Genomic DNA, 24,067 nt, shown 5'->3' on the forward strand with positions numbered 1-24,067 from the left:
TTCCCCCTCGATCCGAAAGCACCATCCAGCGAAGCCGGCTCAATACACGTCGCGCAGATAGCGCTGGGAGGCGGCCATGGCTTCGAGGTAGTCCTCGGCCTGCTCCCGCGTCCTTCCGCCCTCCTGCATCACGATCGTCAGCAGCGCCTGGTGGACGTCATGGGCCATGCGCGAGGCGTCGCCGCAGACGTAGAAACAGGCGCCTTCCTCGAGCCAGGCGTACATGTCCCTGGCGTTTTCCAGCATCCGGGTCTGCACGTAAACCTTCCGCTCCTGGTCGCGCGAAAAGGCGAGATCCAGCCGGGTCAACACGCCGCGCGAGAGCTTGTCCTCCCATTCCTCCCGGTAGAGGTAGTCGGTGGCACGGCGCTGGTCGCCGAAATACAGCCAGTTTTTCCCCGCCGCCCCGGTGGCCTCGCGTTCCTCCACGAAACCACGGAACGGCGCGATGCCGGTGCCCGGCCCGACCATGATCAGCGGCGTCGCCGGGTCTTTGGGCAGGCGGAAATGCTTGTTCGGCTGCACGAAGATGGCAAGCCGCTCGTCCGCGCCGACACGGCCGGCAAGGTAGGTGGAGCAGACCCCTTCCCGGTCCCGGCCATGGGCGTGGTAGCGCACCACGCCGACGGTGAGATGCACCTGGCCGGGATGGGCTTTCATGCTCGAGGCGATCGAATACAGCCGGGGCGGCATGCGCCGCAGGAGGTCGACGAAGGTCTGGGGCGGAATGCCCTGGAGCGGAAAATCCTCGATCAGGTCGATGATCTGCCGGCCCCAGAGGTAACCGTCCAGTCGGGCGGGGTCGGCGTCCGCCAGGAGCCCGGCGAGGACCCGGCTGCCACTCAGCTCCGCGTATTTCTCGACCAGCACCCGGCTCAGGCCGGTGATGTCGAGGTGCTTGTAGAATGCTTCCCGCAGCGTGAGGGTCTCCTTGCCCAGGGTCACTTCGGCGTAGCCGTCGGCCTGCAAGGCCACCAGCAAGGCCTCGACGTAAGCGGGGTTGTTCTTCGGATAGACCCCCAGGGCATCGCCCGGCTCATAGCTCAGGCCGGAGTCGCCGAGATCGATCTCGATATGGCGGGTTTCCTTGGCGGAGCCGTCCCCGTTGAGATTGACGTTGCGCCGGACCGCCGCCGGATAGGGGTTGGTCTTGCCGTAGCCGGCCTTGACCGCGGCCTGATCGGTCGGCTCGGCCTCGCGAGGCGGCTCGATACCGGTGTCGCCGATGATGCTGCGGCAGCAGCCGAGCACCGCCTCGATCCAGGCGGCGGCCGCCTCCTCGAAGTCGGCATCGGCGTCGACCCGGTCGAGCACCCGGCTCGCCCCCAGCCGCTGCAGGAAGGCGTCGAAATCCTTGCCGGCCTTGCAGAAATACTTGTAGCTGCTGTCGCCGAGGGCGAACACCGCGAACTTGAGGTGCTCCAGCCGCGGCGCGGTTTCGGCATACAGGTAGCCGTGCAGCTTCTCCGCGGGGATCGGCGGCTGACCTTCGCCATGGGTGCTGACGATGACGAACAGCAGCCTTTCGTTGACGATGTCCTGCGGGTCGTAGTCCGCCATGTCGACCCGCTTGACGCTGTAGCCCCATGCCTTTAGCCGGGCTTCGAGATCGGCGGCGACGCCTTCGCCGTTGCCGGTCTGGGAGCCGAACAGGAGGGTCAGCGAAGTGATGGGGGCGTCGGGTTCGACCACCGGGGCCGCGGCGGCCGGGTTAGACCCAGAACTCCGCCCGGCGAGCCGCGGCAGGATGCGCCGCCACAGACCGGCCTTGGCGGAGGCGCTGCCGATCATCACCCGCTGGAAGTGCTCGTAACCCACCACCTCGGTGACCGGACCCTGCCTGGACCTGGACAAGGGCGAGAGGAAACTGGATACCAGGAAGATCAGCCCCAGCGGCCCCAGCACCCAAGCCGCCGCATACCAGGCGGAATCCAGGCGGGAGAAATCCAGGGCGAAGGACAAACCCTCCATGCGCAGGAAATCCAGGTCGTGCAGATCGGTGTTGAGGAATCCGAGATTGAGCGGACTCCTGGCATAGCCGTGGCAGCCGGCCTGCGAGCAGGTCTCGCCCAGCCGGTCCGGGTGGGTCGAGGCGGCCTTCGATTCGTCCCGCAGGATGCCGTGGCGGAAGCCGTCGGGCGCATGGCAATCGATGCAGCTCGCGCCGGATTCGTCGTTGACCGCGAGCAACCGGCCATGAAGCGTCTTCGCGTAACTGTCCGCGGCGTGGGCGAAGCGGAAACTGGCCTTTTTCCTTTCCTTGGTTTCCGGGTCCTGGATTTCGACCTTGGCCATGGCTTCATGATTGCCATGGCAGTCCACGCACATGGCGTTGGCTTCCATCTTGTTGTAGTTCTTGCCGACCAGGCGGCGCAGGATGTGGCCGCTGAACTGGTTGCGCCAGGTTTCGCCCTGGTGGCAGGTGCCGCACTCGGTCTCGGTGTGGTGCAGCTCCTGCTTGAAACGCTCCAGGTTGGCGTCCTTGATGTAGGGGGTGTTGGAATGGCAGCGCCGGCAGGAGGGATTCTGCTGGCCGGTCTCCTCCTCGAGGCGGTTGCCGCCGTGGAAATCCTTGGTCGCTCCCGGCGCATGGCCGGCGCCGTGGACCGATGTCTTGAACTCGTCGACCACCGGCTTGTGGGTGAAGGCCTTGTCCTTGGATGGCTCATTGAGGTGGCAGGATTCGGAGCAGTCCACATAGCCTTCCTCCGGCTTGTGCGGATAGCGCTCGATCTTGCGGTGGCAGTCCTTGCAGGGCACGCTGCCGTGCAGTGAGCCGTAATAGTCGCTCTTGAGGATCGTGGCGACCCGCAGCACGCCGTGGTCGTCCAGGTATTCGAGCCCCGGCAGGCCATGGCAGGAGAAACAGCCGTCGGGATCGCTGTGCCGCTCCGCGGCCAGGGCGGAACCGCCCGCGGCCAGGACCAGCCACGCAAGACACAGAGAACAGGCGTAGCGCATCATCTTCGAATTCAAAAATCGCCGCCGCATCGGTGCGGATTCAAGTTCCTTGAGATCAGTGCAGCCACACCGCGGTCGCGAACAGGAACAAGGAAAAAGCCGCCACGATCACGCCGTTGACCACCCGCCCCCAGTGGATGACCGGCGCGGTCGGCGCCGGCTTCGGCTGCATCCTCACGACCGCCTGCCATTGCGGTTCCGGATGGATCTGGATGCCGCGCTTGACCCGCTTGGGCGTCTTGTTCCTGGGCGCCGTGGTCCACTCGATGGCATTCCAGTCGCAGGCGTCGACGCAGTCGTGGCAGGACATGCAGGAGAACTGGTCGACGACCGCGACCTTGTCGACCATCTTGATGGCGCCGCACATGCACTTCTTCGCGCAATCGGTGCAGCCGGTGCAGCGCTGCTTGTCGACCCGGATGTGGTGGGTGAAACGGAATTTCGCGCCCAGGCGGTTGACCAGCCCGTCGATGGCGCCGATCGGGCAGAGGAACTGGCAGTAGGCGCGCCCCTTGCTGGCGAAGAAGCCGAGCAGGAACAGGAGGGACAGGTTGACCAGGCCGACGGTGGAAAAGATGAAGGCCAGGCCGACGAAGCCTCCGCTGAGAGCCTCGACGAAGCGCGGCACGGTGATGAAGTTGCACAGGGTGCAGGCGCTGACGCCGAGCAGCGGCAGCAGCCCCATGTAGACCGCGAGGTAACCGTAGCGGATCTGGACCTGGGGCAGGCCGCGGTATTCGATCTTCCAGCGGTCGTTCAGCATGCGGCTGACCAGCTCCGAGAACCCGCCGACCGGACAGATGAAGGAACACCAGATGCGCCCGAAGAAGAAGGTGAACGTGATGATCACGAAGAAGGCCACCACGCCGATCAGGGCCACCGAGACGTGCATGAACAGGTCGTCCCAGTTCATGCCGGGAAAATACAGATAGAAGCGGCGCATGCACAGCTTCCCGCACAGATCGGTGTTGCCGGCCAGCCCCGGCAGCACCGCCAGCGGCCCCAGGAACATCGTGCAGGACACGGCGATCCAGAAATAGCGGTAGCGCTGGATCTTCGGCACGGAACGGACTTTTTCGACAAGTTTCGCGGTCAGGGCGTTCATGGTCTTGCTCCTCGCGGATGGGTTGGTGTCATTCGTCGAACTGATGGCAGGCCAAGCACAACTCTCCGTTCTTGGCCGGCAGCCTCAGCAGCACTTCCTTGTCGATCCGCCGGTATCCCAGCTCGAATCGTTGTCCACTTTGTTCGCTCAAGGCCTCCAGGCGCGCCTTCTTGTCTTCCCGCACCACCGCATCCCAGGGGTGTTCGCGGTAGCTGACGCCGGTTTCCAGATCGGCGTTGTCCACCTGCCCGACGGCCGGGTTGAGCGCGTCGATGACGCCCGGCTGATGCGGGGCGTGGCAGGTCGGGCACATGACCTTGCCCTCCCGGCTCAGGGGCAGAATGATGCCGTGGCGCTCCTTCGAATCTTTCATGTGGAGCTTCATCCGGGCGTCGGGTTTCGATGCCTGATGTTCCAGCGCATTGAAGTGCGGCGTCTTCAGATGGCAGCCGTAGCAGAGGCGTTCCGGCGGCAGCCGCAGCTTGTAATCCGCCGCGCGCAGCGGCTGGTCCCGCTCCCGGTGCACCTCCTCGTGGCAGTAGGTGCAGCGCTCCTCCCGGAGCTTGCCGTTCTTGTCCAGCAGGATGTGGATGTTGGGGCGCTTGAACTTGTCTTTCTCGTGGCATTCGTAACAGAAGCTCTCCAGCTTGTCGTAAGGCCCGCCCCGCAGGAAATCCGGCAGGCTGCGGTCGATCCGGCGGTACGGCACCTTGTCGATGTCCTCGATGCCGTGGCAGGTCGGACAGCGCAGTTCGCGGTCCTCCCGCAGCGGCAGGCGTTTCGGCGTCTTCATCTCCTCGGGCAGCACGACGCCGACGACGTGGTGCAGGGGGGGCAGCTTCTTCGTCGTCGCATAGCTGTCGTCGGCGCCCGCAGCCGCGATGCCGGTGCCGAGCAGCCCCAGCAGCATGCCCGCCAACCACTTGCGCGATCCCCGCCACGCGCTCCCCGCTCCCCTCACAATCCCCCCTTCACCGGCTCCCCATGGGTGTGGCACGCGGTACAGTCCGAGGTGACGTCGTGCACGCCGGACAAGCCGTTGCCCGCGTCGTACGCGCCTTCCTCGACCGAAGGGTCCTCCATCCGGTGGCACAGCACGCAGAATTCGGCGTAGTTGCCGTCGTGGACCCGGGCCTTGTAAGGCTTGGGCAGCGTCTTCAGCAGCCGGTTGGAACCCTTGCGGGTGTCGTCCAGGATGAGCTTGGGGTTGCGGGTTCCATGCATGACGTGACAATCGGTGCAGGCGACCTCGTCCGCATAGTGGAACTTCTTGCCGCGCAATCCGGGGTACGGCCCCGTACCGCCGTTGACCCAGCCGTGGCGGTCGATCAGGGTGTAGTCGTCCTCGATGGCCACCAGCGGATCGTTGAGGCCGTAGCTCGGCCTCGGCTTGATGCGGACGCCCGCCGGCTGATGGTCGCGGTTGTGGCAGCGCAGGCAGAAGTCGGTATCGCTGGTATACGGCGAGAAACTGCCGGAGGCGTCGCGGATCGCGGTCAGATCCACGTCGCGCTCGAACTGGCCGTCCATGTCCGGCTTGACGTGGCAGGTCAGGCAGTCGCCGTCGCCGAGCGGCCGGTCCTTCTTGACGGAAAAGTCGTGCTTGTGGACGCCGCCTTGCCGGGGCGACGTGGCCAGGTCGGTGGCGTTGTGGCAGATGACGCAGCGCCGCGGTGCGTTGGTCCCGTTGGTGCCGTGGCAGCCGGTGCAGGTGGCCGTGCCCTTGTAGAGCACCCAGTTGCGGATGTTGGGGGCCTTCTCGTGGATGTTCTGGAGAAAATGGCAACCGACGCAGTTGGTCCTTCCCCAGGCGGTGCCATCGCCGCCGTGTTTCGGCGTCAGCAGCAGGTTGCCGGTCACGGTCGACACCGTGTAAGCGCCAGCCATCGCAGGATGGAGGACCACGAACCCGACCATGCACAGCCATATCGCCAGGCGCTTCGCATTCGTTTTCATTGGAATCGGGTCCTCGCGTGGCAGGTTTCGCAATAGACCTGGTTGTGGCAGCGCCCGCAGTCCAGCGTGTCGACCCGCACCGCCAGGCCGTGCAGGGTGCGGTATCCCAGCGGATGATAGCCGGTGCCCATGGTGTCCCTGCGGAAGTGGCAGTTGGTGCAGTAGGCCAGGTCGAGATGGCACTCCTTGCAGGCGGCCTCGTCCCGGCGCGCGGCCTCGCCATGGTGGTCGACATAGCCGAAGCGGTGGTCTTCCGGCCAGATCTTGGTCTTGTCGTCGTGGCACAGGTTGCAGCGCCAGGGGCCGCGCTGCTCGGTCACGTGGCAGTCGTGGCAGACCGCCTTGAGCGGCTCGTTGGAAATCGTGGTGAGCGGCTTGAGCTTGCTTTCGTCGGCCATCGCATTGGGGGCGAAGGAATGGCACAGCATGCAGCTGTCGCCCTCCTCGTCCATCACCTCCATATGGGCGTTGTGCGGATAGCGGATGTCCGTGCGTTTCTCCCGCTTCTCCCACCACTTGGGGTCCTTGACCGCGTCGGGCAGGTCGCCGGCGCCGACGAGGGGAGCGAGGACCACGGCCCAGAGCAGAATCAGTAGCAGCCGCGCCATCACATCCCCTTCGGTTTGAAGTTGTCGAAGTAATAGATCACCTGGACCGCCCCCAGGTACTCGTCGAGGATGCGGGTATACCAGACGTAGCTCCCCGCGACGTTGAGCACGAGATTGTTGCGCAGCATGTAGAAAGCCTCGATTTCCGCGCCCACCGCCCGGTTGAACCCGTACAGGATCTTGTCCTCGAACCGCAGGGCGGTGTTCACCCGCATCTGCAGCCGGGAATTCACGGTGTGCGTGCTGCTGAGGTAGAAACTGCTCGCATTTTCGGGCCCCAGGGACATGTAGTCGAACTCGCCGATCAGGCCGAAATTCGGATTGAAAACATAATTCGCCCCGAGCTCGCCGCCGTAGCCGTCGTAACCCTGGCGGCTCGAAGCGAGGCCGCCGACGTAGTAGTTGAAACCCTTCACCGGCTCGTGCTGGATGCGGGTCCGAGCCAGGGTCTGCTCGCCCAGCGCGTAGGCGCTGTAGAACTTTTCGCGGAAGGTCAGGATGGGATCGCGCGGCTGGAAGTATTCGTAGGAACTGCGGACGCGCACGTCGTTGGTCAGGTCGAGCTGGCCGTTCAGGCGGATGTTCTCGAACGCGTCCCGGTCGGCCCGGTAGGTCCCCAGCACCCCCAGTTCGTAATCGCTGTTCCGCCAAAGCCCCAGCCTGCCCGCGCCGGTGGTGGCGAAATACAGGCGCTGCAAGGAGCTGCCCCAGGGCTTGGAACCGCCGTAGGCCGAATAGCTGCCGGCGACCGCGCCTTGCAGGCCGGTATCGCCGATCAGCGCCCCGGCATTCACGTTTCCGCTGGTGTATCCCCCATAGCCGGTATACGGGGAATAATCGAACGCGCTCTGGGACAGGTCGCGCCAGAAATACTGGTAGCCGCCGCGTACGTCGATCCGGCTCAGCGACGGCCCGTCGCTCCCCCAGCCCCAGTCCGGCGTCCATTGCGCACGCCCTTCCAGCCCGCCGACGAACTTCCCTTCCACGCTGATCACGTGATCGTAACGGCTGGGATGGCCGGCATAGGCGTCGAAGCCCCAGCCGTTGCCGTCGGAGGCATAGGCCACGGCGCCACCGTCGACCAGGTACAAACCCAGGTTGTCGGTACGCTGGAAACGCCCCAGCTTGACGCGGGTGTTCAGCGAGTCGAAACCCTTTTCGACGAAAGCCTGGTACAACCCCGCCACGCCGCCGCCGTCGGGCTGATAACCGGTGCGTGTCACGAATTCCACGGCGCCGTGCAAATCCTCCCGGGTATTGTCATAAAACCCCTGGCCCCACAGCTCGCCGAACACGTGCGCGTTCTGCAGGGTATAACGGTTGTCGACCTGGACCTTGCTGCGCAGCGAACCATGCCAGTTGTCGCAGCGGGCTGGGGAGGCACCCAGCCCGCCAAACAGCAGGCAAGCCATCGGCAGGACGGCGCTTCCCCGACGCAAGGCCCGGGCGGGCCGCAGGCGCACCTCTTTCCCAACACAGCAACGCCGCCGGACCATCAGGATTTGCTTCCCGCCTTGCCGGTAAACGCCAGAGATGCCACCGGGCGCTTCAGGCGCAACAGCACATAGCCCGCCTCGCCGCCGGAGCCGGCCTTGAAGGCGGCGATCCGCTCGCGCGGCAGCATGCGCCAGCTCCGCCCATCCTCGGAATACGCGACCTTGACGCCCTTGATCCGGGTGGCGGCGCCCGCATACGGCAGTTTGATCCAGCCGTTGCCGCTGCCGAAATTCTTCACCGCGTTGCCGCCGCTCCGGCTCAGGCTCAGGCTGTAGATGTCCGACGCGAGGGCGCCTCCGCCCAGCTTGCCGACCTTGCGACGCTCGGCGGCAGTGGGCTCCTTGCTGCTCAGTTCCGCCCGGACGCCGTCCAGCAGCAGCTGGTTCAGCGGGGAACCGGGAATGAACAGCGCGGCCCCCTGGACGGAGGCGTGGCCGACCTTGGCGGAAAAGGTCAGCGACAGACTGCTGTCCCACTGCGCCGTGAGCTTGCCGGCGGCGTCTGCGTCCAGCGAAGCCAGCGTCACGGCCTCGGAGGCCGGCAGTTTTCTCAGCGGACCGCCGACGGCACGGCTCGTCGCGGCCTTGAGGATCGACATGTCCGGCGCCTTGTGCGTGGCCTCGAGCACTTCCGATACCGTCTCGGTGATCCTGCCGTCGGACTGCACCTTGTGATAGCCCGATGCCAGCGCCACCACGCCTTCGTCGACGAGGCGGGAATCCGGGATCCTCGCGACCTCGATGACCCGGTTGGCGCCCATCAAGCCGTTGGCCGCGACCGCGCCGTTGATCGAGCCGTCCGCCCTGCGGGTATGGCACTCCTCGCAGGCGACCGCCTGTTCCGCCCGCCGGGTCTGGTGGGTGAAGATGTACTCGTTGCTCTCGGCATAGACGAAGCGCACATCGGCGCTTACGTAGCCTTTGCCCTCGAGCAGGCCGTCGTAGGCCTGTTTGAGCGCCTTGAAGTCGTTGTAGGTGGACGGCAGGTCGAACTGGCCGCCGGTGACGGTGACCGATCCGATTTCCTGCCCGCTGAGCGGGTCGACGATGGCCGCCTGACCGTCGCTCTTCATGCGGAACACCGACTGCCTTTCGTAGCGGTACAGCACCCGGCCGCTGCTGCGGTCCTGGACGAAGAACCTGGCGTTGGGCACATAGGGAATGACCCGCAGCGCCCCGTCCGCGCGCGCCCGGTAGCGGTAGTGCATGGGCAGGTTCTTGCCGTTGTACACCGCCTTGTGGTTGTGGCAGGCCTGGCAGGCGAGGTCGTCGAAATGCACCTGCACCACCCGGTTGTACGAGTTCGTGGCATAGCCGCGCATGAAGCCCGAGGACTTCCAGCGCTCGCGGTGGGCGTCCAGCAGCGTGGGCTGGCCCGACGGCAGGGCCGGGTTTTTCGCCGTGCTGTGGCAATACTCGCAATCGGCGGGACCTGGCTGGTAATCGAGGTCGTTGCGGATGTCGGCGTCGCCGTTGCCCTTGGGGAAATCGTGGTCGGCGTCGAGGTCGATGTTGGCGTAGGCCGGCTTGTAGTATTGCTTGGCATGGCAGGCATTGCAGTTGTCGATGATCCGGGTCTCGCCAGTGTCGTCGGTCCAGCTCTTCCCCTTGTGGACGTCGTCCTTGTAGTCGTCGACGGGCTTTCCGTCCTCACCCAGGGTCTCCGCCGCCTCCGCGCCGAAGCCGTAGAAACCGCGCCGGCTGCTCTTCACCTTGGCATTGATGCGGTTGATGCCGGCACCCGCCAGATGACACAGCATGCAGTTGTCGTTGCCGGGGAAGCGGCGCATGGGGATCTGGACCTTGCCGTTGTCGTCGAAGGCATCGCGGTTCCAGTGCAGCACGGGTTCGCCCGAGTCGCTCAGCACCAGGTCGTAATCCGGCTTGGCGGTCCCCGGCTTGACGGTCCGCTCCACGGTCAGCAGCTGAGCCCCTCCGGCCAGATCGGGGCGGACGTCGAGAAACTCGAACATCGCCGAATTCGCATGGCGGAAAAAGCCTTGGGCCACGAACTTGCCGTCCTGCAGCAGGCCCCAGTGATCCAGGGCGCCGGCCGTGCCATCGCCGTTGCCGCCGAGTCCGCTGGCGGGGAATTTTTTCAAGAGCGAGAAATCGGCGTGGCAGGTCATGCAGTCGGCCTCGCGCACGCCGCTCTTCTTCCAGTCCCACGGGACCACCTGGCCGTCGCCGTTGCGGTCGTAGTAATCGCCGTCCCAGGCCGGGATCGAACCATCGACGCCCCGGTCGTAGCGCGTGCCGGCGCGGTCCGACTCCTCCCAGCCGCCGCCCAGATGGCAGGTGCTGCAGGCCCTGACGTAGCCCGCCGCGCCGTAATCGCCGAATTCCGCCTCATTGGGATTCGCTTTCCTGGCGAGCGCGGCGGCGGCATTGCCCTGCATGCAGTTGAAGCCGCCGAAATAGCCGGGGCCGACCAGGTGTGGCAGGCCACGCTTGGCGCCGTAGTCGTCGCGGGTTTCGTCGCGCCCCTGCTCGAAGTGGTAGGCGTGGTTCATCGCGTCGTAGTCGTGGCAGCCGCCGCCGCTGCCGTTGCCGCAGCTCATCCGGACGCTGTAGGGCCTGCCGCTCTCCAGCACGTGCCGGCCGTCCTCGTCCACCAGCGGGATGGCCGGGTGCATGAGGGTGCGGTCGAAGGCGTTGGCGGCCTCTCCCGCCACCGCGCTGGACGCGATTCCGAACAGCAGCAACAAGCACCCCGCGGCAGCCCGCCGCGTCCGGCCAGTCGGCTCCGTCATGCGCGATCTCCCCGGTACGCCCGAATGTTACGAGCGCTCGTCACCGCCCATGCTCCTCGTAGAACGCGCCCTGTCCCTTTTTTCTGGACAACGCCCAGATGGCCAGCGAGCCGACCACCACGATGCAGCTGCCGCAACTGCTGCAGCGTCCCTGCTGGGGAACGGTGCAGTTGGAGGCCACCGCCGCATGCCCCAGCCCCATGCCCGCCCCGGCGAGCCAGGGCAGGACCTTCCGCACCAGCGGATGGCCGAGCATTCCCGATGCCCGCGGCCATTCGGCCGCGTTCTCGGTGACCAGCGGACTCGAAGGGCAGCGGAGCTGACTCCGGCGAGACTTGGTATGCATGTCACGACTCCTCTTGCGATCTTTGAAATTCGGGGCCAAGTCCAGTGACCGCGGCTCAGCCCGCTTTGTCCGCGATGGTCAGGTACAGGGCCGGCTGCTTGATCCGGACCACCACGTAACCGTCGACGTCCCCGCGCGGCCGGAATACCAGCAGGTTCTTGCCGCCGACCCTTTGCCAGTTCTTGCCGTTCCCGGAAATCAACACGTTCACCTGGCCGCGGGCCTTCGCCTTGCCGCGATAGGGCAGCTTGACCAGCGCGGTGCCTTCGATGAGCCCCTGCAGCGTCTTGCCGCTGGCGTCCATGACGGCCACCGAATAGATGTCCGCGACCGGGTTGCCGAACCCTTGGCCGACGATCCTCGCGCGGTCCCTTGCCTTCGCCTGGCGGCTCTCCACCCGCCCCCTCAGGATGCCGCCGTAGGCCGCGGTGCGCGTACCCCGCGCCTGGATCAGGGCGAATTCTCGCAGTGAGCTGTGCCCGACCTTCGAGCTGAACAGCAGCGCCTCCCCGGAAGCGAGGTCCGCCGCCAGCCTTTGCCCCGCCGCCTCGTCCAGGTCCGCGTAGGACAGCGTCTCGGCGTTGGTCAAAGTCTTGAACTCGTTCTCGACCGTCCGGGCCGTTTCCGACTTGAGGATGGACATGGACGGGTCGAGCCGGCTGGCGTAAAGCACGTCGGCCACGTTCTCGACGATGCGTCCGTCGTCCTGGACCTGGAAATACGGCATGCCCAGCTCGACGATGCCGGCATCCACCAGCCTGCGGTCCGGCAGCTTCGCGACTTCGGCCACGTTGGCCTGGCCCAGCAGCCCCTCGGCGGATATCAGCGCGCTGAAGGCCCCGCTCTGCTTGCGCGCGTGGCAGTCCTCGCACTGCACGGCCTGGGGCGATGGCCGCGTCGCGTGGCTCAGTGCGTATTCGTTGGATTCGACGTAGACGAAGCGGACGTCGGGCGCGGCGTAGCCCTTCATCCCCAGCAGGGCGTCGTAGGCCTGTTTCAGCGCCTTGTAGTCGGCGAAAGTCGGCGGCTCCCCGAATTCGTCCCCGTTCATCGCCACCCGCCCCATTTCCTTGCCGCTGGCGGGATCGAGGATCGCTCCGTACTTTCCGCCGTCCGAACCGCTCCGCTCCTCGATCACGGAAAAGCGCTCGTAGCGGTTCAACACCCGTCCGCTGGTCCGGTCCCGGACGAAATAGCGGTAGGCCGGCTTGTAGGGGAAGATCTTCAGCCGCCCGCCGTAGCCGACCCGGTAGCGGTAGCGCATGGGAAAGGCCTTGCCGTCGTCGGCCAGCTTGGAAATATGGCAGGTCTGGCAGGCGACGACGTCGAGGTGCGTCTGGGTGATCCGGTCCAGCGTGTTTTCCGGATAGCCCCGCATGTCGCCGTTGGCTTTCCAGATTTCCCGGTGGGCCTCCAGCACGTTCTTGTGCCCGGACGGCAATGCCGGCTTCGCCGCCTTGTCGTGGCAATGCTCGCAAGCCGTCGGCGACGGCATGTTGTCGAGGTCGTTGCGGATGTCGTTGTCGCCGTTGCCCTTCGGAAAATGGTGGTCGGCATCCAGGTCGACGTTGGCTGAAGGCGGCTTGTAGTACTGCTTGGCATGGCAGGCGTTGCAGTTTTCGATCGACCGCGCCTGGCCGTTGTCCTCGGTCCAGACGGAGCCTTTGTGCACGTCGGTGCGGAAATCGGTGATCGTGGCGCCATCGGCCCCGGTCCTCATCCTGACTTCCGGCCCGAAGCCGTAGAAGCCGCGCCGCGAATTGCCGGTCTTGTGGCAATACATGCAGTTGTCGCTGGCGGGAAACCGCAGCATGGGAACCCGGATCTTGCCGGATTCGTCGAAAGCCTCCCGGTTCCAGTGCAGCTTGGGGTTGCCCTGATCGTCCAGGACGAGCCGGTAATCCGGCGCCGCCGTGCCCGCGCTCGGACTGCGCTCCACCGCCAGCAGCGCGGCGCCTCCCTCCAAATCGGGCCGCACGTCGAGGAACTCCCAGATCGCAGATGCGGCATAGCGGAAAAAACCGCCCGCGATGAACTTTTCGTCGCGCAGACGGGCGTAATGTGTGGCCGCGGAATCCGAACCGTCCGCCCCGTCGGCGGCCCCCAGTCGGCTGGCGGAAAATTTCTTCAGGCGGGAGAAGTCGGCATGGCAAAGCATGCAGTCGGCTTCACGGACCCCGCTTTTCTTCCAGTCCCATGCCACCACCTCGGATGGTCCGGAACCGCCGTACTGCCCCGTCTTGCCGGCGTCCTGGAACTGGCGGCTGAAATAGTCGCCGTCGAAAGCCTTGACGGCCTCGGCGGACTGCTCGTCATAGCGCACACCGTTGCGGTCGAGCTCGCCCCAGCCGCCGCCGGCATGGCAGGAGCCGCAGTACCTGACGAGATCGGGTGCGCCGAAATCGGCGAATTCCGCCGCGCCGCCATTGCTCTTCCGGGCCAGCCAGCCCGGCGCATTGCCGGACATGCAGTTGTAACCGCCGAAATAGCCGGGGCCTGTCAGCTGCGGTAGCCCCAGCTTCGTGCCGAAGCCATCACGGGTTTCGTCGCGGCCCTGCTCGAAGTGGTAGCCCCGGGTGATCCTGGCGTAGTCGTGGCAGCCGCTGCCCGAGCCGTTGCCGCAGCTGGTCCTGGGACTGTAGGGCAGGCCGCTCTCCAGCACATGGCGCCCGCTCTCGTCCAGGAGCGGGATGGCGGGATGGAGGACGGCCCGGTCGAAACCGTTGTCCGCCGGCACCTCTCCGCCATACGACGGATGAATTCCGGCGAGAAGACAGACGGCCCACAGCCATGGGCAGATCTGTAGCCGGTGAATCCGCATTCGTTGTGCCTCGCTCATTCGTCCAATGCCGTGGGCGCCGTTGCCGGCGCGCGGCTGCTTCTTTTCCCATCGCCCAGGGATGCCGGCGATGCCGTTTTCCCTGGGGTGCGAGAAGAGGAAGCAAAATGCGAACCATTCCAGACAGTGTTTCAAAATCAGACACCCCGGCGACTCGGACGGAACCCCATGCCGGCCGGATAAGTGATTTCACACGCCAATGAGTGAAATCACGCAAGCGCTGGCGAGGGGACCGAAGCTCGATCGTCGTCCACGATGGCCACGGTCGCGCTTCCCGCCGCGAAACCGCAACGGCGGAAAACGAGAGCCCCCGTGGAAGAAAGCCGCGGAACCGGCGTCCGCAACCCCACCGCCATCGCTACAAATGATATTGATTCTCATTTTTCAGATCAACCGGAACCCGCCGGCTTTTTGAGTAAAAAAGCCGGCGTCATTTCCGGCGCCGGCTTGCGGAGTCCCGGGCAGGCCCGACGGGGCCGCCCGGAGATTGGGACGGGAAAGCTCAGTGGCCGTGGCCGCCACCTCCGCCGTCCCCACCGCCATGGATCGGCGAGGGCATCGGCGGCGGATAGGCCTTCGGCTGTCCGGTGGGAACGCCCGTGAAGCTCTTCTGCAGGCTGTGGCAGAGGTTGCAGCCGATCGGGGTATTGGCGGCCACTTTCACCACCTTGCCCTTCTCGTTCACGAACTCGCGGGCCGTCAAAGTCTTCGACAACCGCGTACCCTTGTGGTCGCTGCCGTGACAGGCGGCGCACTGGTCTTCACCGAACGGCCCCGGCTTCTTGGCGAAGTCGTTGTGCCAACCGCCCTTGCGGGTGCCGCTGGCGTTGGGCGCGGAAGCCGCGGCTTCCTTCCACCAGTACGGATCGTTGACCGGATGCATGCCGTGCGGCCCGGCCAGGTAGGCCCGCGCGCTGGTGGCGTCGACCACCTTGCCATCGCGCACGCCCTGCGCCACGCCCTTGTTGCTGGTGCCGCCGTCGGTGGCCACCAGGCCTTCCTTGAAGTCGTCCTTGACGTGACAGACCGAGCACTCGACGATGTTGCCGTCGTAGCCTTGCAGCTGCTTGGCCGTCACGTTGTCGTTGGCGTCGGGGTCGGCGTTCGGCCAGATGGCATGGGAGCCGCCGTGGCAGGCCGAACAGGCGATGGCGCCGCCCGATCCGCTGCCGTGCACGTCCTTGCTCTTGCGGAACAGCGCGACCGATACCTGCTTGTCCACGTAGACGGTGTTGCCGTCCTTGTCGGTCGCTTTCTCCTTGCGCGTCTCGACGATGGGCATGACCGCGAAGCGGGCATCGTCCGGGAACACGCTGGCCTTGGCCGGATCGTTCGCCTGCCAGGCGACTTTCTTCACGCCGGCGCTGAAGAATCCCTGGTTCGGGTCCTTCCGATTGCCGTCGCCGACGTGACACGAACCGCAATCCGGCTCGTCCAGCCAGGGCCTTCTGAAGTGGATGGAATCGCCGACATAGGCACCGGCGCCGCTCAGGTTCGCATCGTAGCGAGGGCTGGAGTACGCGTTGCCGACCGCCAGCATGTCGCCGTGGCAGTTTTCGCACTTGAGGCCCGAGGCGTAGTGGATGTCGCGGTAGGCTTTCTCGGTAGGGCCGGTGTGGCACTTCACGCAGTTCTCCTCCTGCGCCACGCTCTCGCCGAACGGGTACTGCAGCTCGCCCTTCCCATGCATCGGGAATTGGTCCGGCGCCCAGTCATTCTTGCCCGTATCCCAGGCATAGCTGGTCGTCGAGCCGTCCGCCTTGACCGGAACCCCGTTGTTGTCGTCGTGCTGCGAATCCCAGCCGCGGCCGCCGAACATCAGCGGATGGCCGCGCCGGTCGCGGATCAGATCGCCCTTCTTGTGTTCCAGGCCGTCGGCGCTTTCGGAAGACGAGACATCCTGGGCATAGACCTGCATCTTGCCGTGAAAGGCGTGGAAAGCCCGCGAATAGTCGGAACGGTTGGAAGGGTAGGAGCGGCCCGCGACACCCGTGTCGAACTTCAACTGGCTGGTGTGATGCCCGTTACAGAAATACATCGCCGCGCCCCGGCTGCCATTGAGCTTGTCCTCGACGAGATCGGCGATCTGCGAGGAGATGGTGCCGGTCGGGCTGTATTTCACCATGTAGTCGTGCAGCACCAGGGCGTTGAACAGCGCCGCCTTTTCCTGGGCGACCCAGTCGTCCGGATCGCCGTACTCCGCCGCATCCTTGAACTTCAGGCGGATCTGGAGCTTGCCGTCCGCGCCGATGCGCGACTCCGCGACCCGGTCGGTACGCAGCCCGGAAGCATCCGCCGGCACCGCGCCCGGCAACAGGTAGGTCGCCGGCTTGTTGGGCGGCAACGGATCGTAGGCATTGACGTTGAACACGTTGTGGATCGCCGGCGGCCAGATGCCGTTGTAGCCGGTGTTGCCCGCGGGATAGCTTCCCGCGCCGGTGGCCGGACCGGGGCTTCCGTCCGCGTTGGCCAACTCGGTTTCCCGTACCGGGGTCCGCCACACGGATTCGTCTGCGGCCACCTTGCCCTTGGCGTGACACTCGCGGCAACGGGTTTCCGAAGCGGTGGAGAATACCGCGTCGGTCTTGGCCACGACGTTGCCGCCTTTCTCCCTGGCTTCCACCCGGAACAGCGGATAGGGATTGACCCGTCCCTTGTCGTCGACGTCGCTCGCCGGGATGAACTGGGCGAGGAAGGTCTTGGACGGATCGTCATAGGCGGAAATCTGCTGCGGGTCGTTGGCCTGGTACGGATTCGCCGCGCCCGGCATCTTGCGCGCCCATACCCCCTCGTCGGCGTTGCCGCGGATGCCCTCGTCGAGCTGCATCATGGGCTTGGCGGGCGTGAACGTGCTCTGCTGCTCCGCCATCGACTTGCCGCTCTTGGGCTTGCCGGAAAGGTCCGAGTTGGGCTGGTCGATCTTGTCCCACATCTCCGTCTTGCGCAGCGTGGCTTCGGCGAAGTTGCGGCCGCCGATCAGGACGGTCTGGCTGCCGGTGGTCTGGGCGGGATCCCAGTTGGCGCCGGCTTCCCCGGTCGAAAACCGGTTCTGGCTGGTCGAGTTGATGGAATCGCTCCCCACCGGGTCCTTCGGGTTGGAGGCTGCCGAGTAGAAGACGTCGAGCTCGCTGGGATCGACGAGCGCCGGCTTCTGCTTCACCTTCCTGAACACTTGCGCGTTCAGCGTGTTATACGGGATCAGCGGGTTGTACGGCAGCGTGACCTGGCTGCCGCCCTGCATGCCGGTTTCCTCGAACGGCATCACGACGTAGGCTCCGTCCGGCGCGTTGAGCGCCTCGGCGGTCGCGGGCGCGGGACGCTCGGACACCTTCGGGTACGGGTTGGCGTTCGGCGGCACCACCCGGACGACCACATCGTCCGCGCACTGGTTGCCGGTGGAATCGGCCACGTTCAGCTTCACCCGGTACTGGCCGGCGTGATGGAACTGATGCGAGAAGTTCGAGGTCTTGGACGGTTCCGAACCGTCGCTCACGGTCCAAAGGTAATCCAGCGTCACCTTCTTCTTCGCCTTGGCCGCGGCGGCGAACTCGACCGACTGGCCTTCGCTGATTTCCACGTCGCCCGCCGGGCTCTGGATGGCGCAGGCCACCGCCTTCTTGCACGAGGCATCGGCTCCGCCCACCGGAATCAGGACCTTGCCGCCGTCGCCGGTTTCCAGGCGCAGCCGGCAGGGCACACCGCCGTTCTGCAGCGTGATCTTGAACTTCTGTTTGCCGTCTGTCTTGGCGGTGTACAGAAGCATGTCGCTGTCGGCATCGTAGATCGATACCCACGAGCCCGGCGCAAGGCCAGCGGCCTTGCCTTTGACGTTGACCTTGCCCAACCCGGCATCGACCTTGGCCGAGCCGGTGACGGAAGCGGCCTGGGCCCCTCCGCCGCCAAGGGCGAGCACCAGCGCGGCGACGGCTGTCGCCACGCCCAGCGGCCCGCCGGATTGATGAAGATATTTCGAGTTCATTGACACCTACCCTCTAATGACACGCTGTTCTCGTTTTCGATTCTTCCCATCACGCAGGAACGGCTCCCGCGAAACACGGGTGCCCTTGCGATGACCCAAGGCATAACGCAAGACCCGTACCCGGCTGCATTTCCGCAGTTCCAATAGGCGAGGTTTCCTCCCGCCATCCTCGCGCCGACAACGCCATGCCGGGGCCACTCCATTGATTTCGATGCCTTTTTTCATAAACGGCGAAGGGAGGTCGGAGCCCACGGAAATCCGGGACGGCCGCGAGATCGGGAAAATCGAAAGGCCGCGCCGTGGCATCCCCCCCGGAACGCCATGTGAAATCCCGTGCTTTGTGAGGCATATCCCACAGACCGTCCGGAAGCGATTGGACCGCAGGAAGCACGTCCCCGCGAAAAATGGACGGGCAAAAAAGCGGGGCACTCTGTGCCCCGCCCATCGCCGCCCTCCCTGGCGCCGATTCCTTGAGACGCCGTCAGTGTCCGGGCGAGCCCTTGAAGCTGGTCTCCAGGCTAGGGCAGGTGTCGCAGCCGATCGGCGTGGCGGCTTGCCCGGTTATTTCTCACCGACCACGACCCGGTTGACGAACACGATGCTCGGAAAGGTGCGGTCCAGCGTCTTGCTGTGGAAGTCCTTCATCGCCACCCCGCCGTCGAAGCGGACGACATCGCCCTTCCTGACTTCGACGGACGGCCCCGCGATCCAAAGGCTTTGTTGCTCCTGCTCCACTTCCAGATAGGTGTACTGAGCTACGTTGATGACGTCGATCACCGTGGCCTTTTGTGCCGATGGAGGCGGCGCCTTCGAGCCGTCCGCATTCACAGGGGGATGACCGGGGGGCATTTTTGCCGCGGCGAAACCAGCGGCGGAAGCGGTCATGGCGATCAGGAAAATGACGAATTTCATGGAAACTCCGAATGATGGATCAGAAGAGGCTCGTCGCCGGGCATGGCGGAAAAATCCGCGCCCGGGATCACGCGTTTCGATCGGACAAAAAAACGGGGCGCCGAAGCGCCCCCAAGCGGCTTGCCCCATATTGCCTACATGCATAGCCATGGTCGGCGCGCTGGATCCGCAATGGTTTGCACAATCTACCGATGGCGCACTGTCCCGCGCTGCCGCGCAAGACGAGTCCACTGATTAAAGCAGAGATCGGGCCAACACCTAACCCACTGATGGATATGGCCCTTATCAAACTGGACACAGGGCCGCTCCGGGTTTTCACCGGGTGCTACGTCATTTGACGCGCCGGATGGCGGAAACCGCGGGCATCCCAGCCTCCTCTGGGATTGCTCCGCAAGCCGCGCCAGATATAGACCCGCCGGCGGAAAATCGCCATGATGGACGGCATCACCCAACCCGGAAGTCTTCCCATGAGCCGCCCCGCCGAACGCCTGGCCGAATACCGCGACCTGTTCGATCTGCCCGAACACGTTATCGGCGAAATCCTGAACGGCCAGCTCATTACCCAGCCTCGCCCGGCGCCGAAACACGTGCTCGCCACATCCATCCTTGGCGACGAACTGGTCGGCCCGTTTCAGAGAGGTCGCGGTGGTCCCGGCGGCTGGTGGATCCTCGACGAACCCGAAATGCATCTGGGACCGCACATCCTGGTGCCCGACCTGGCCGGCTGGCGGCGCGAGCGGATGCCCACCCTGCCCGACGAGGCCTATTTCACCCTGGCGCCGGATTGGGCGTGCGAAGTGCTCTCCCCCTGCACCGCCCGCATCGACCGCGTGGTCAAGATGCCGATCTACGCCGGACAAGGCGTGCAGTGGCTGTGGCTGGTGGAGCCGGATCTGCACACGCTGGAGGTCTTTCGCCTCCTCGACGGCCATTGGCTGCTGGAAGGCGCCTGGCAGGAAGCCGACGAGGTGCGCGCCCCACCTTTTGCCGAGCTGGCATTCTCCCTGGCCGATCTTTGGGCATCCGCGCCGGCCCCGCAGGCTGAAGAGGAACGGGGAACGGGCTGATCGAAGACCGGAACCCGCGGGGAGCGGCATGGCTTCCCATCCTCCGCCCGGATGCCGATCCGGGCAAACGGCCGCACCTCACCCGTCGACCTCCGAAGGCTCGGCACAGTCCCTGCTTGGCGGGAAGCACGTTGAACGGCCATGTTCCCGCCTTCCTCCGACCGTCCCCATGCATCCCAAGCCCACGCCAGGGTTCGTCAAACGTTGCGAGTCCCCCCGCCAAGCCGTGGGTTTTCCCGCGATAAATAAAAAAACGGCGAGGCGCGTCGCCGCACCCCGCCGTGTCGCTTGCCATCCTTGGCCCCTTCTGACGAAAGCGGAACTCAGTGCCCCGGCGACCCCTTGAAGCTGGTTTCCAGGCTATGGCAGGTGTCGCAGCCGATCGGGGTGCCGGCGGCCACTTTCACGACCTTGGTCTTGAACCCGGCCTTCTTCAGCTTCTTGCCGTCGAAGCCGCGGAAGTCGAACACCCGGTCCACCGGCGTCTTGGACAGACGGGTGCCCTTGTGGTCGTTGCCATGGCAGGCCGCGCACTGGTCTTCGCCCTTGGCGCCGGGCAGCTTGGCGTAGTCGTTGTGCCAGCCGCCGTAGGTGCTGCCGTCGCTGTTGGCAGTGTCACCGTCGGCCTGCTTCCACCAGTACGGGTCGTTGACGGGATGCATGTCGTGCGGTCCGCCCAGGATGCCGGTCTGCGCGTCGCCGCTGTACTGGCCGCCGTCCAGGTCTTCCTTCTTGGCGAACGAGTCCGCGGTGTGGCAGACGTTGCACTCCAGGATGGTGCCGGTATGGCCCTGAAGCTGCAGCGCGGTGACGTTGTCGTTCGAACCCGGATCGCGGTTGGGCCAGACCGAGTGGGCGGCACCGTGGCAGGCGGCGCAGGCGACGTTGCCGTGGCGATCCTTGCCGAAGCGGAATACGGCTGCGTCGATCTTGGTATCCACCGTCTTGGTAAGGAACGATCCCGTTGCCTCATCCACGTCGTAATAGAAGTCCGTGGGAATGGCCGCTTGATAGGTCGCCAAAGGAGCGGCCGAGAAACGGCGCGAATCCGGATCGCTGCGATTCACCGCACGGGTCGTCGCCGACCAATCCGCATCGTCAAATGCCCGTTTCATCACGCCAGCGCTGAAGAAGCCACCGCTCTTGTCGGCGCCCTTGTTACCGTCACCGACATGACAGGAACCGCAGTCCGGTTCGTCGAACCATGGCACCCGGTAATCGTCGCGTTCGACCGAACCCAGCTTGTCCTTGTTGGCAAGATAATTCTTCGGGAATGCTTCTCCCACCGCCAGCATGTCGCCGTGGCAGTCGTAACAGGTGACGCCCGCCGTGTACATGCGGTCGCGGTAGAGTTGCTCGCGATGACCCGCATGGCACCTCAGGCAGTTCTCTTCCATCGGCAATTGCTTGCCCTGGTCGTCGAAGATCGGGAACAGGCTGCCGGTCTTGGTGGAATCGTTCGGCCCTTTGGTCTTCCAATCCCAGCGTACGTGAGCGCCTTTGGCATCCCGCACGATGTCGGTCTTATTGGCATTCCACTGGAGTTCGCCGTGGAAGCGGTGCATGGCAATGGAATAATTGGGCGCGTAGATGGAATCATCGACCTTGAAGCCATCTTCATCCCACCAGCTGTTTTTGAAAGGATCAAAAGACAAAGCGGTCGCATGACATCCGTAACAGGGACGCGGCGTATCCTTTTCTATATTCGCGGGATGCTGTTTTTCGTCATCCGAAAGGTAGGTCTTGCTTACGGCATACATCATGTCGTTGAGAAACGTTATGATGTCGTAATACTGATGCAGGCTCGAATAATTCAAGGCCGCCGCGTACTCCTGGTCAAATATGCTCGCCGGATCACCGCCGATATCGGATACGTCGAAAAACTCGGGCCTTTCGGGTATTTTTTCATCGGGAATCGCGTACGAGGAATAACCGGGCAGTGTCTTGCTCGCCTCCAGTCCGTATTTGCCCCAAGCGCTGGAAGCAAATGCCGCCTTGGTGTAGGGCGCGTTGGGGTTCGCTCCAACCTTGCCTTTGGCATGGCATTCCCGGCAATGAAAATCGCGCCCGGCGCTGACCACGCCGTCGGTCTTGGCAAGAACGCCGTTGCTTCCCTTGGCCACAGCTTCGACGCGCACCAGCGAGAACGGATTGACTCTCCCCTGGTCGTCGGTGTCGGTGTAGGGCAGAAGGTTGGCCTCGAACCACCCCGCCGGCTTGTCGGCCACGCCCTCCTTCCTGGATTTTTCGTTGGCAACGAATTTGGAGAATGGCTGCGGGGAATTGGCGAAATAGGGATTTTCCCGGCCCGGCATATAAGCACCATGCCCCTGATCGGTATTGGGATCGTCCGATACGATCGCGCCGGCATCGTCTTTCTTGGCTTTGAAATACCCTTCATCGACCGTAGGCAAACCTTGAGCGTCGCCACAACCGTAGCCCCCCCAGTATCCGGTCATCATCCAGGAACAGGCGAAATAGCCTTCGGCCTTTTGCGCATCCGGGCGCGTGGGTATCTCCCACACGTCGGTTTTTTTCAGTGCCGCATCGAGTAGGGCGGCCGTCGTCGGCCAGTTGTGGCTGGTGGAATTGATGGAGTCTCCGCCGACGGGGTCGTTCGGATTCGAGGCTGCCGAATATCGGAGTTCTACGGCGCTATCATCCAGAAATACGGGCAGGCGATCCTTCTTGAAAGCATAGGCCCGAATGTTGTTGACGGTCGGTGAAAAGGAGCCATAGCCGTTGGAACCGTATCGCATGTCGCTCAGGTTCTGGTAGGTCCATTCCTCGAACGGCAGGACCACGACGTCGCCCTTGGTGCCGTCCAGTTCCGCCCCCAGCTTTGGCGCCGGCTGCTCGGACACCTTGGCCGGCAAGCCTGTCGGGGGACTGCCGACAACCACCTCCACCGCGTCCTCGCAGCGTCGCCCCTTGGCGTCGGTGGCGATGAACCTGACCCGGTAACGGCTGTCGTTGCGGACGAACGCGACCATGGTGGACAGGGTGTCCGGCCGCTTGTAGGCAGGCGGGTTGGTGCCGGCGATGAGTTCGCCCATGGCGCCGCCGGCGAAGTCCCATTGGTAGGCGAACGGCTGCGCCGCCGGGTCCTTGGCCGTGGCGGTGGCTTCGAAATGGGTATCGACCCCGACTTGGATCGCAGCGCCTTGGCCGGGGCTGACGATGCTGCAGGCAGGCGCGCCCGAGCAGGACTTGGGCGCGCCCTTCACCGGCTTGATCGCCTCGGTGTCGCCGGACTGCACCCGCACCGCGCAAGGGATACCCGCCAAGTCCTGGCGGCTCAGCGTCAACGCGAAACCGTCGCCCTGGCCGCCGCCCAACCGCCGGCCGTTGATGTCGTAGACGTCGACCGGGCCGCTGTTGCCCTTGGCGCTGCCCTTGATCGTCAAGGTGCCGGCCTTCTCCGACCAGGCCGCCTTGGAAATCTTGATCTTGGCGGCGGCCAGAACCGCTTGCGGCGCCAGCAATGAAGCCAGGGCAAGCAGAGAGCCTCCGAGGATGAGGCCCCTGAAGGGATGTGTTTCCGTGAAAGGACGAAGGGTATGCATGGTTCCTCCTGACTCTGGATTCGTGTTGTTGTGCGCGGCGCCCATGGAAATGCGCGAGGCCCAAACGTGGAGCGCAACAAACGAGCCAGACAAAAAGTTCCGTAAAAACAATGGAAGCCGCGCGAGGCCATTCAGGCAATAGCGTGACTTCGCGGATCAGGTGAGCGATATCGCGCACAATATCGCCGCCCCAAGGAGGACATGCGGAATCCGCCAGAACGCGTCATCTGACACAGTCATCGCGGCAACTCACACAGCCGAAGGACCTCGAGCGATTCCCGCAGACCCACGATGACGCGGGAGCGAACCGCGCCGCGTTCGGGCCATCGGGAGGGACAGCCATCGGCCCTTGAGGCACGATTAGTGCTTGGTTATTCCGCGGTCTACCCGACGCAACTCGCTGCCGCGCGATGGCGAAAAACCGACGGCCTCCGCCGCGGCCCCGTTTCCCCGGTAGCCGCCGAACTCGGCATTGCCGT

The 24,067-nt window shown here is 64.8% G+C and carries 13 protein-coding genes; 1 reads left to right on the forward strand and 12 read right to left on the reverse strand.

Features of this window, described 5'->3' with window-relative positions:
* Positions 1-39: 39 nt before the first annotated feature.
* The 11 genes from GNH96_RS01230 to GNH96_RS01280 form a co-directional block, all read right to left on the reverse strand.
* Complete coding sequence (locus GNH96_RS01230; protein WP_228719945.1) at positions 40-2,976, reverse strand: assimilatory sulfite reductase (NADPH) flavoprotein subunit; 2,937 nt, start codon at positions 2,974-2,976, stop codon at positions 40-42.
* A 40-nt stretch (positions 2,977-3,016) separates the two neighbouring features.
* On the reverse strand, positions 3,017-4,066 hold the full coding sequence (locus tag GNH96_RS01235; protein ID WP_169601553.1) for a 4Fe-4S binding protein: 1,050 nt from the start codon (positions 4,064-4,066) through the stop codon (positions 3,017-3,019).
* 28 nt (positions 4,067-4,094) lie between these two features.
* Positions 4,095-4,985 carry a hypothetical protein gene (locus tag GNH96_RS01240; protein ID WP_169601555.1) on the reverse strand — a complete coding sequence of 297 codons (891 nt, stop codon included), beginning with the start codon at positions 4,983-4,985 and terminating at the stop codon, positions 4,095-4,097.
* Between the two features lie 38 nt (positions 4,986-5,023).
* Complete coding sequence (locus tag GNH96_RS01245) at positions 5,024-6,022, reverse strand: hypothetical protein (protein WP_169601557.1); 999 nt, start codon at positions 6,020-6,022, stop codon at positions 5,024-5,026.
* A complete protein-coding gene (locus GNH96_RS01250; protein ID WP_228719946.1) occupies positions 6,019-6,630 on the reverse strand; it encodes a hypothetical protein in 612 nt (203 codons plus the stop codon). Before GNH96_RS01250 ends, GNH96_RS01245 begins: the two co-directional genes overlap by 4 nt.
* Entirely contained in the window at positions 6,630-8,093 is a 1,464-nt protein-coding gene (locus GNH96_RS01255; RefSeq protein WP_228719947.1) for a hypothetical protein, read from the reverse strand. Before GNH96_RS01255 ends, GNH96_RS01250 begins: the two co-directional genes overlap by 1 nt.
* Before the next feature lie 32 nt (positions 8,094-8,125).
* Positions 8,126-10,879, reverse strand: a complete 2,754-nt coding sequence (locus GNH96_RS01260) for a cytochrome C (RefSeq protein WP_169601558.1) — start codon at positions 10,877-10,879, stop codon at positions 8,126-8,128.
* A 40-nt stretch (positions 10,880-10,919) separates the two neighbouring features.
* Complete coding sequence (locus tag GNH96_RS01265) at positions 10,920-11,225, reverse strand: hypothetical protein (RefSeq protein ID WP_228719948.1); 306 nt, start codon at positions 11,223-11,225, stop codon at positions 10,920-10,922.
* Between the two features lie 55 nt (positions 11,226-11,280).
* Complete coding sequence (locus tag GNH96_RS01270; RefSeq protein WP_228719949.1) at positions 11,281-14,064, reverse strand: cytochrome C; 2,784 nt, start codon at positions 14,062-14,064, stop codon at positions 11,281-11,283.
* Between the two features lie 502 nt (positions 14,065-14,566).
* Positions 14,567-18,043 (reverse strand): PKD domain-containing protein, encoded by a 3,477-nt coding sequence (locus GNH96_RS01275; protein WP_169601561.1) that lies wholly within the window; start codon positions 18,041-18,043, stop codon positions 14,567-14,569.
* A 561-nt stretch (positions 18,044-18,604) separates the two neighbouring features.
* Positions 18,605-18,955 (reverse strand): hypothetical protein, encoded by a 351-nt coding sequence (locus tag GNH96_RS01280; RefSeq protein ID WP_169601563.1) that lies wholly within the window; start codon positions 18,953-18,955, stop codon positions 18,605-18,607.
* 467 nt (positions 18,956-19,422) lie between these two features.
* On the opposite strand from GNH96_RS01280, the gene GNH96_RS01285 reads away from it, so the two are divergent.
* Positions 19,423-20,022 (forward strand): Uma2 family endonuclease, encoded by a 600-nt coding sequence (locus GNH96_RS01285; protein ID WP_169601564.1) that lies wholly within the window; start codon positions 19,423-19,425, stop codon positions 20,020-20,022.
* A 323-nt stretch (positions 20,023-20,345) separates the two neighbouring features.
* Here GNH96_RS01285 and GNH96_RS01290 read toward each other — a convergent pair whose 3' ends face one another.
* Complete coding sequence (locus GNH96_RS01290; RefSeq protein WP_228719950.1) at positions 20,346-23,588, reverse strand: cytochrome C; 3,243 nt, start codon at positions 23,586-23,588, stop codon at positions 20,346-20,348.
* Positions 23,589-24,067 lie beyond the last annotated feature (479 nt).

Source organism: Methylococcus geothermalis (genome assembly GCF_012769535.1).
Classification (GTDB): Bacteria; Pseudomonadota; Gammaproteobacteria; order Methylococcales; family Methylococcaceae; genus Methylococcus; species Methylococcus geothermalis.

Bases quoted from the DNA above. Each gene is read 5' to 3' on its own strand.
- GNH96_RS01245 (WP_169601557.1), bottom strand. From the start codon at position 6,022: ATGAAAACGAATGCGAAGCGCCTGGCGATATGGCTGTGCATGGTCGGG.
- GNH96_RS01270 (WP_228719949.1), bottom strand. From the start codon at position 14,064: ATGAGCGAGGCACAACGAATGCGGATTCACCGGCTACAGATCTGCCCA.
- GNH96_RS01235 (WP_169601553.1), bottom strand. From the start codon at position 4,066: ATGAACGCCCTGACCGCGAAACTTGTCGAAAAAGTCCGTTCCGTGCCG.
- GNH96_RS01275 (WP_169601561.1), bottom strand. From the start codon at position 18,043: ATGAACTCGAAATATCTTCATCAATCCGGCGGGCCGCTGGGCGTGGCG.
- GNH96_RS01250 (WP_228719946.1), bottom strand. From the start codon at position 6,630: ATGGCGCGGCTGCTACTGATTCTGCTCTGGGCCGTGGTCCTCGCTCCC.
- GNH96_RS01260 (WP_169601558.1), bottom strand. From the start codon at position 10,879: ATGACGGAGCCGACTGGCCGGACGCGGCGGGCTGCCGCGGGGTGCTTG.
- GNH96_RS01290 (WP_228719950.1), bottom strand. From the start codon at position 23,588: ATGCATACCCTTCGTCCTTTCACGGAAACACATCCCTTCAGGGGCCTC.
- GNH96_RS01280 (WP_169601563.1), bottom strand. From the start codon at position 18,955: ATGAAATTCGTCATTTTCCTGATCGCCATGACCGCTTCCGCCGCTGGT.
- GNH96_RS01265 (WP_228719948.1), bottom strand. From the start codon at position 11,225: ATGCATACCAAGTCTCGCCGGAGTCAGCTCCGCTGCCCTTCGAGTCCG.
- GNH96_RS01285 (WP_169601564.1), top strand. From the start codon at position 19,423: ATGAGCCGCCCCGCCGAACGCCTGGCCGAATACCGCGACCTGTTCGAT.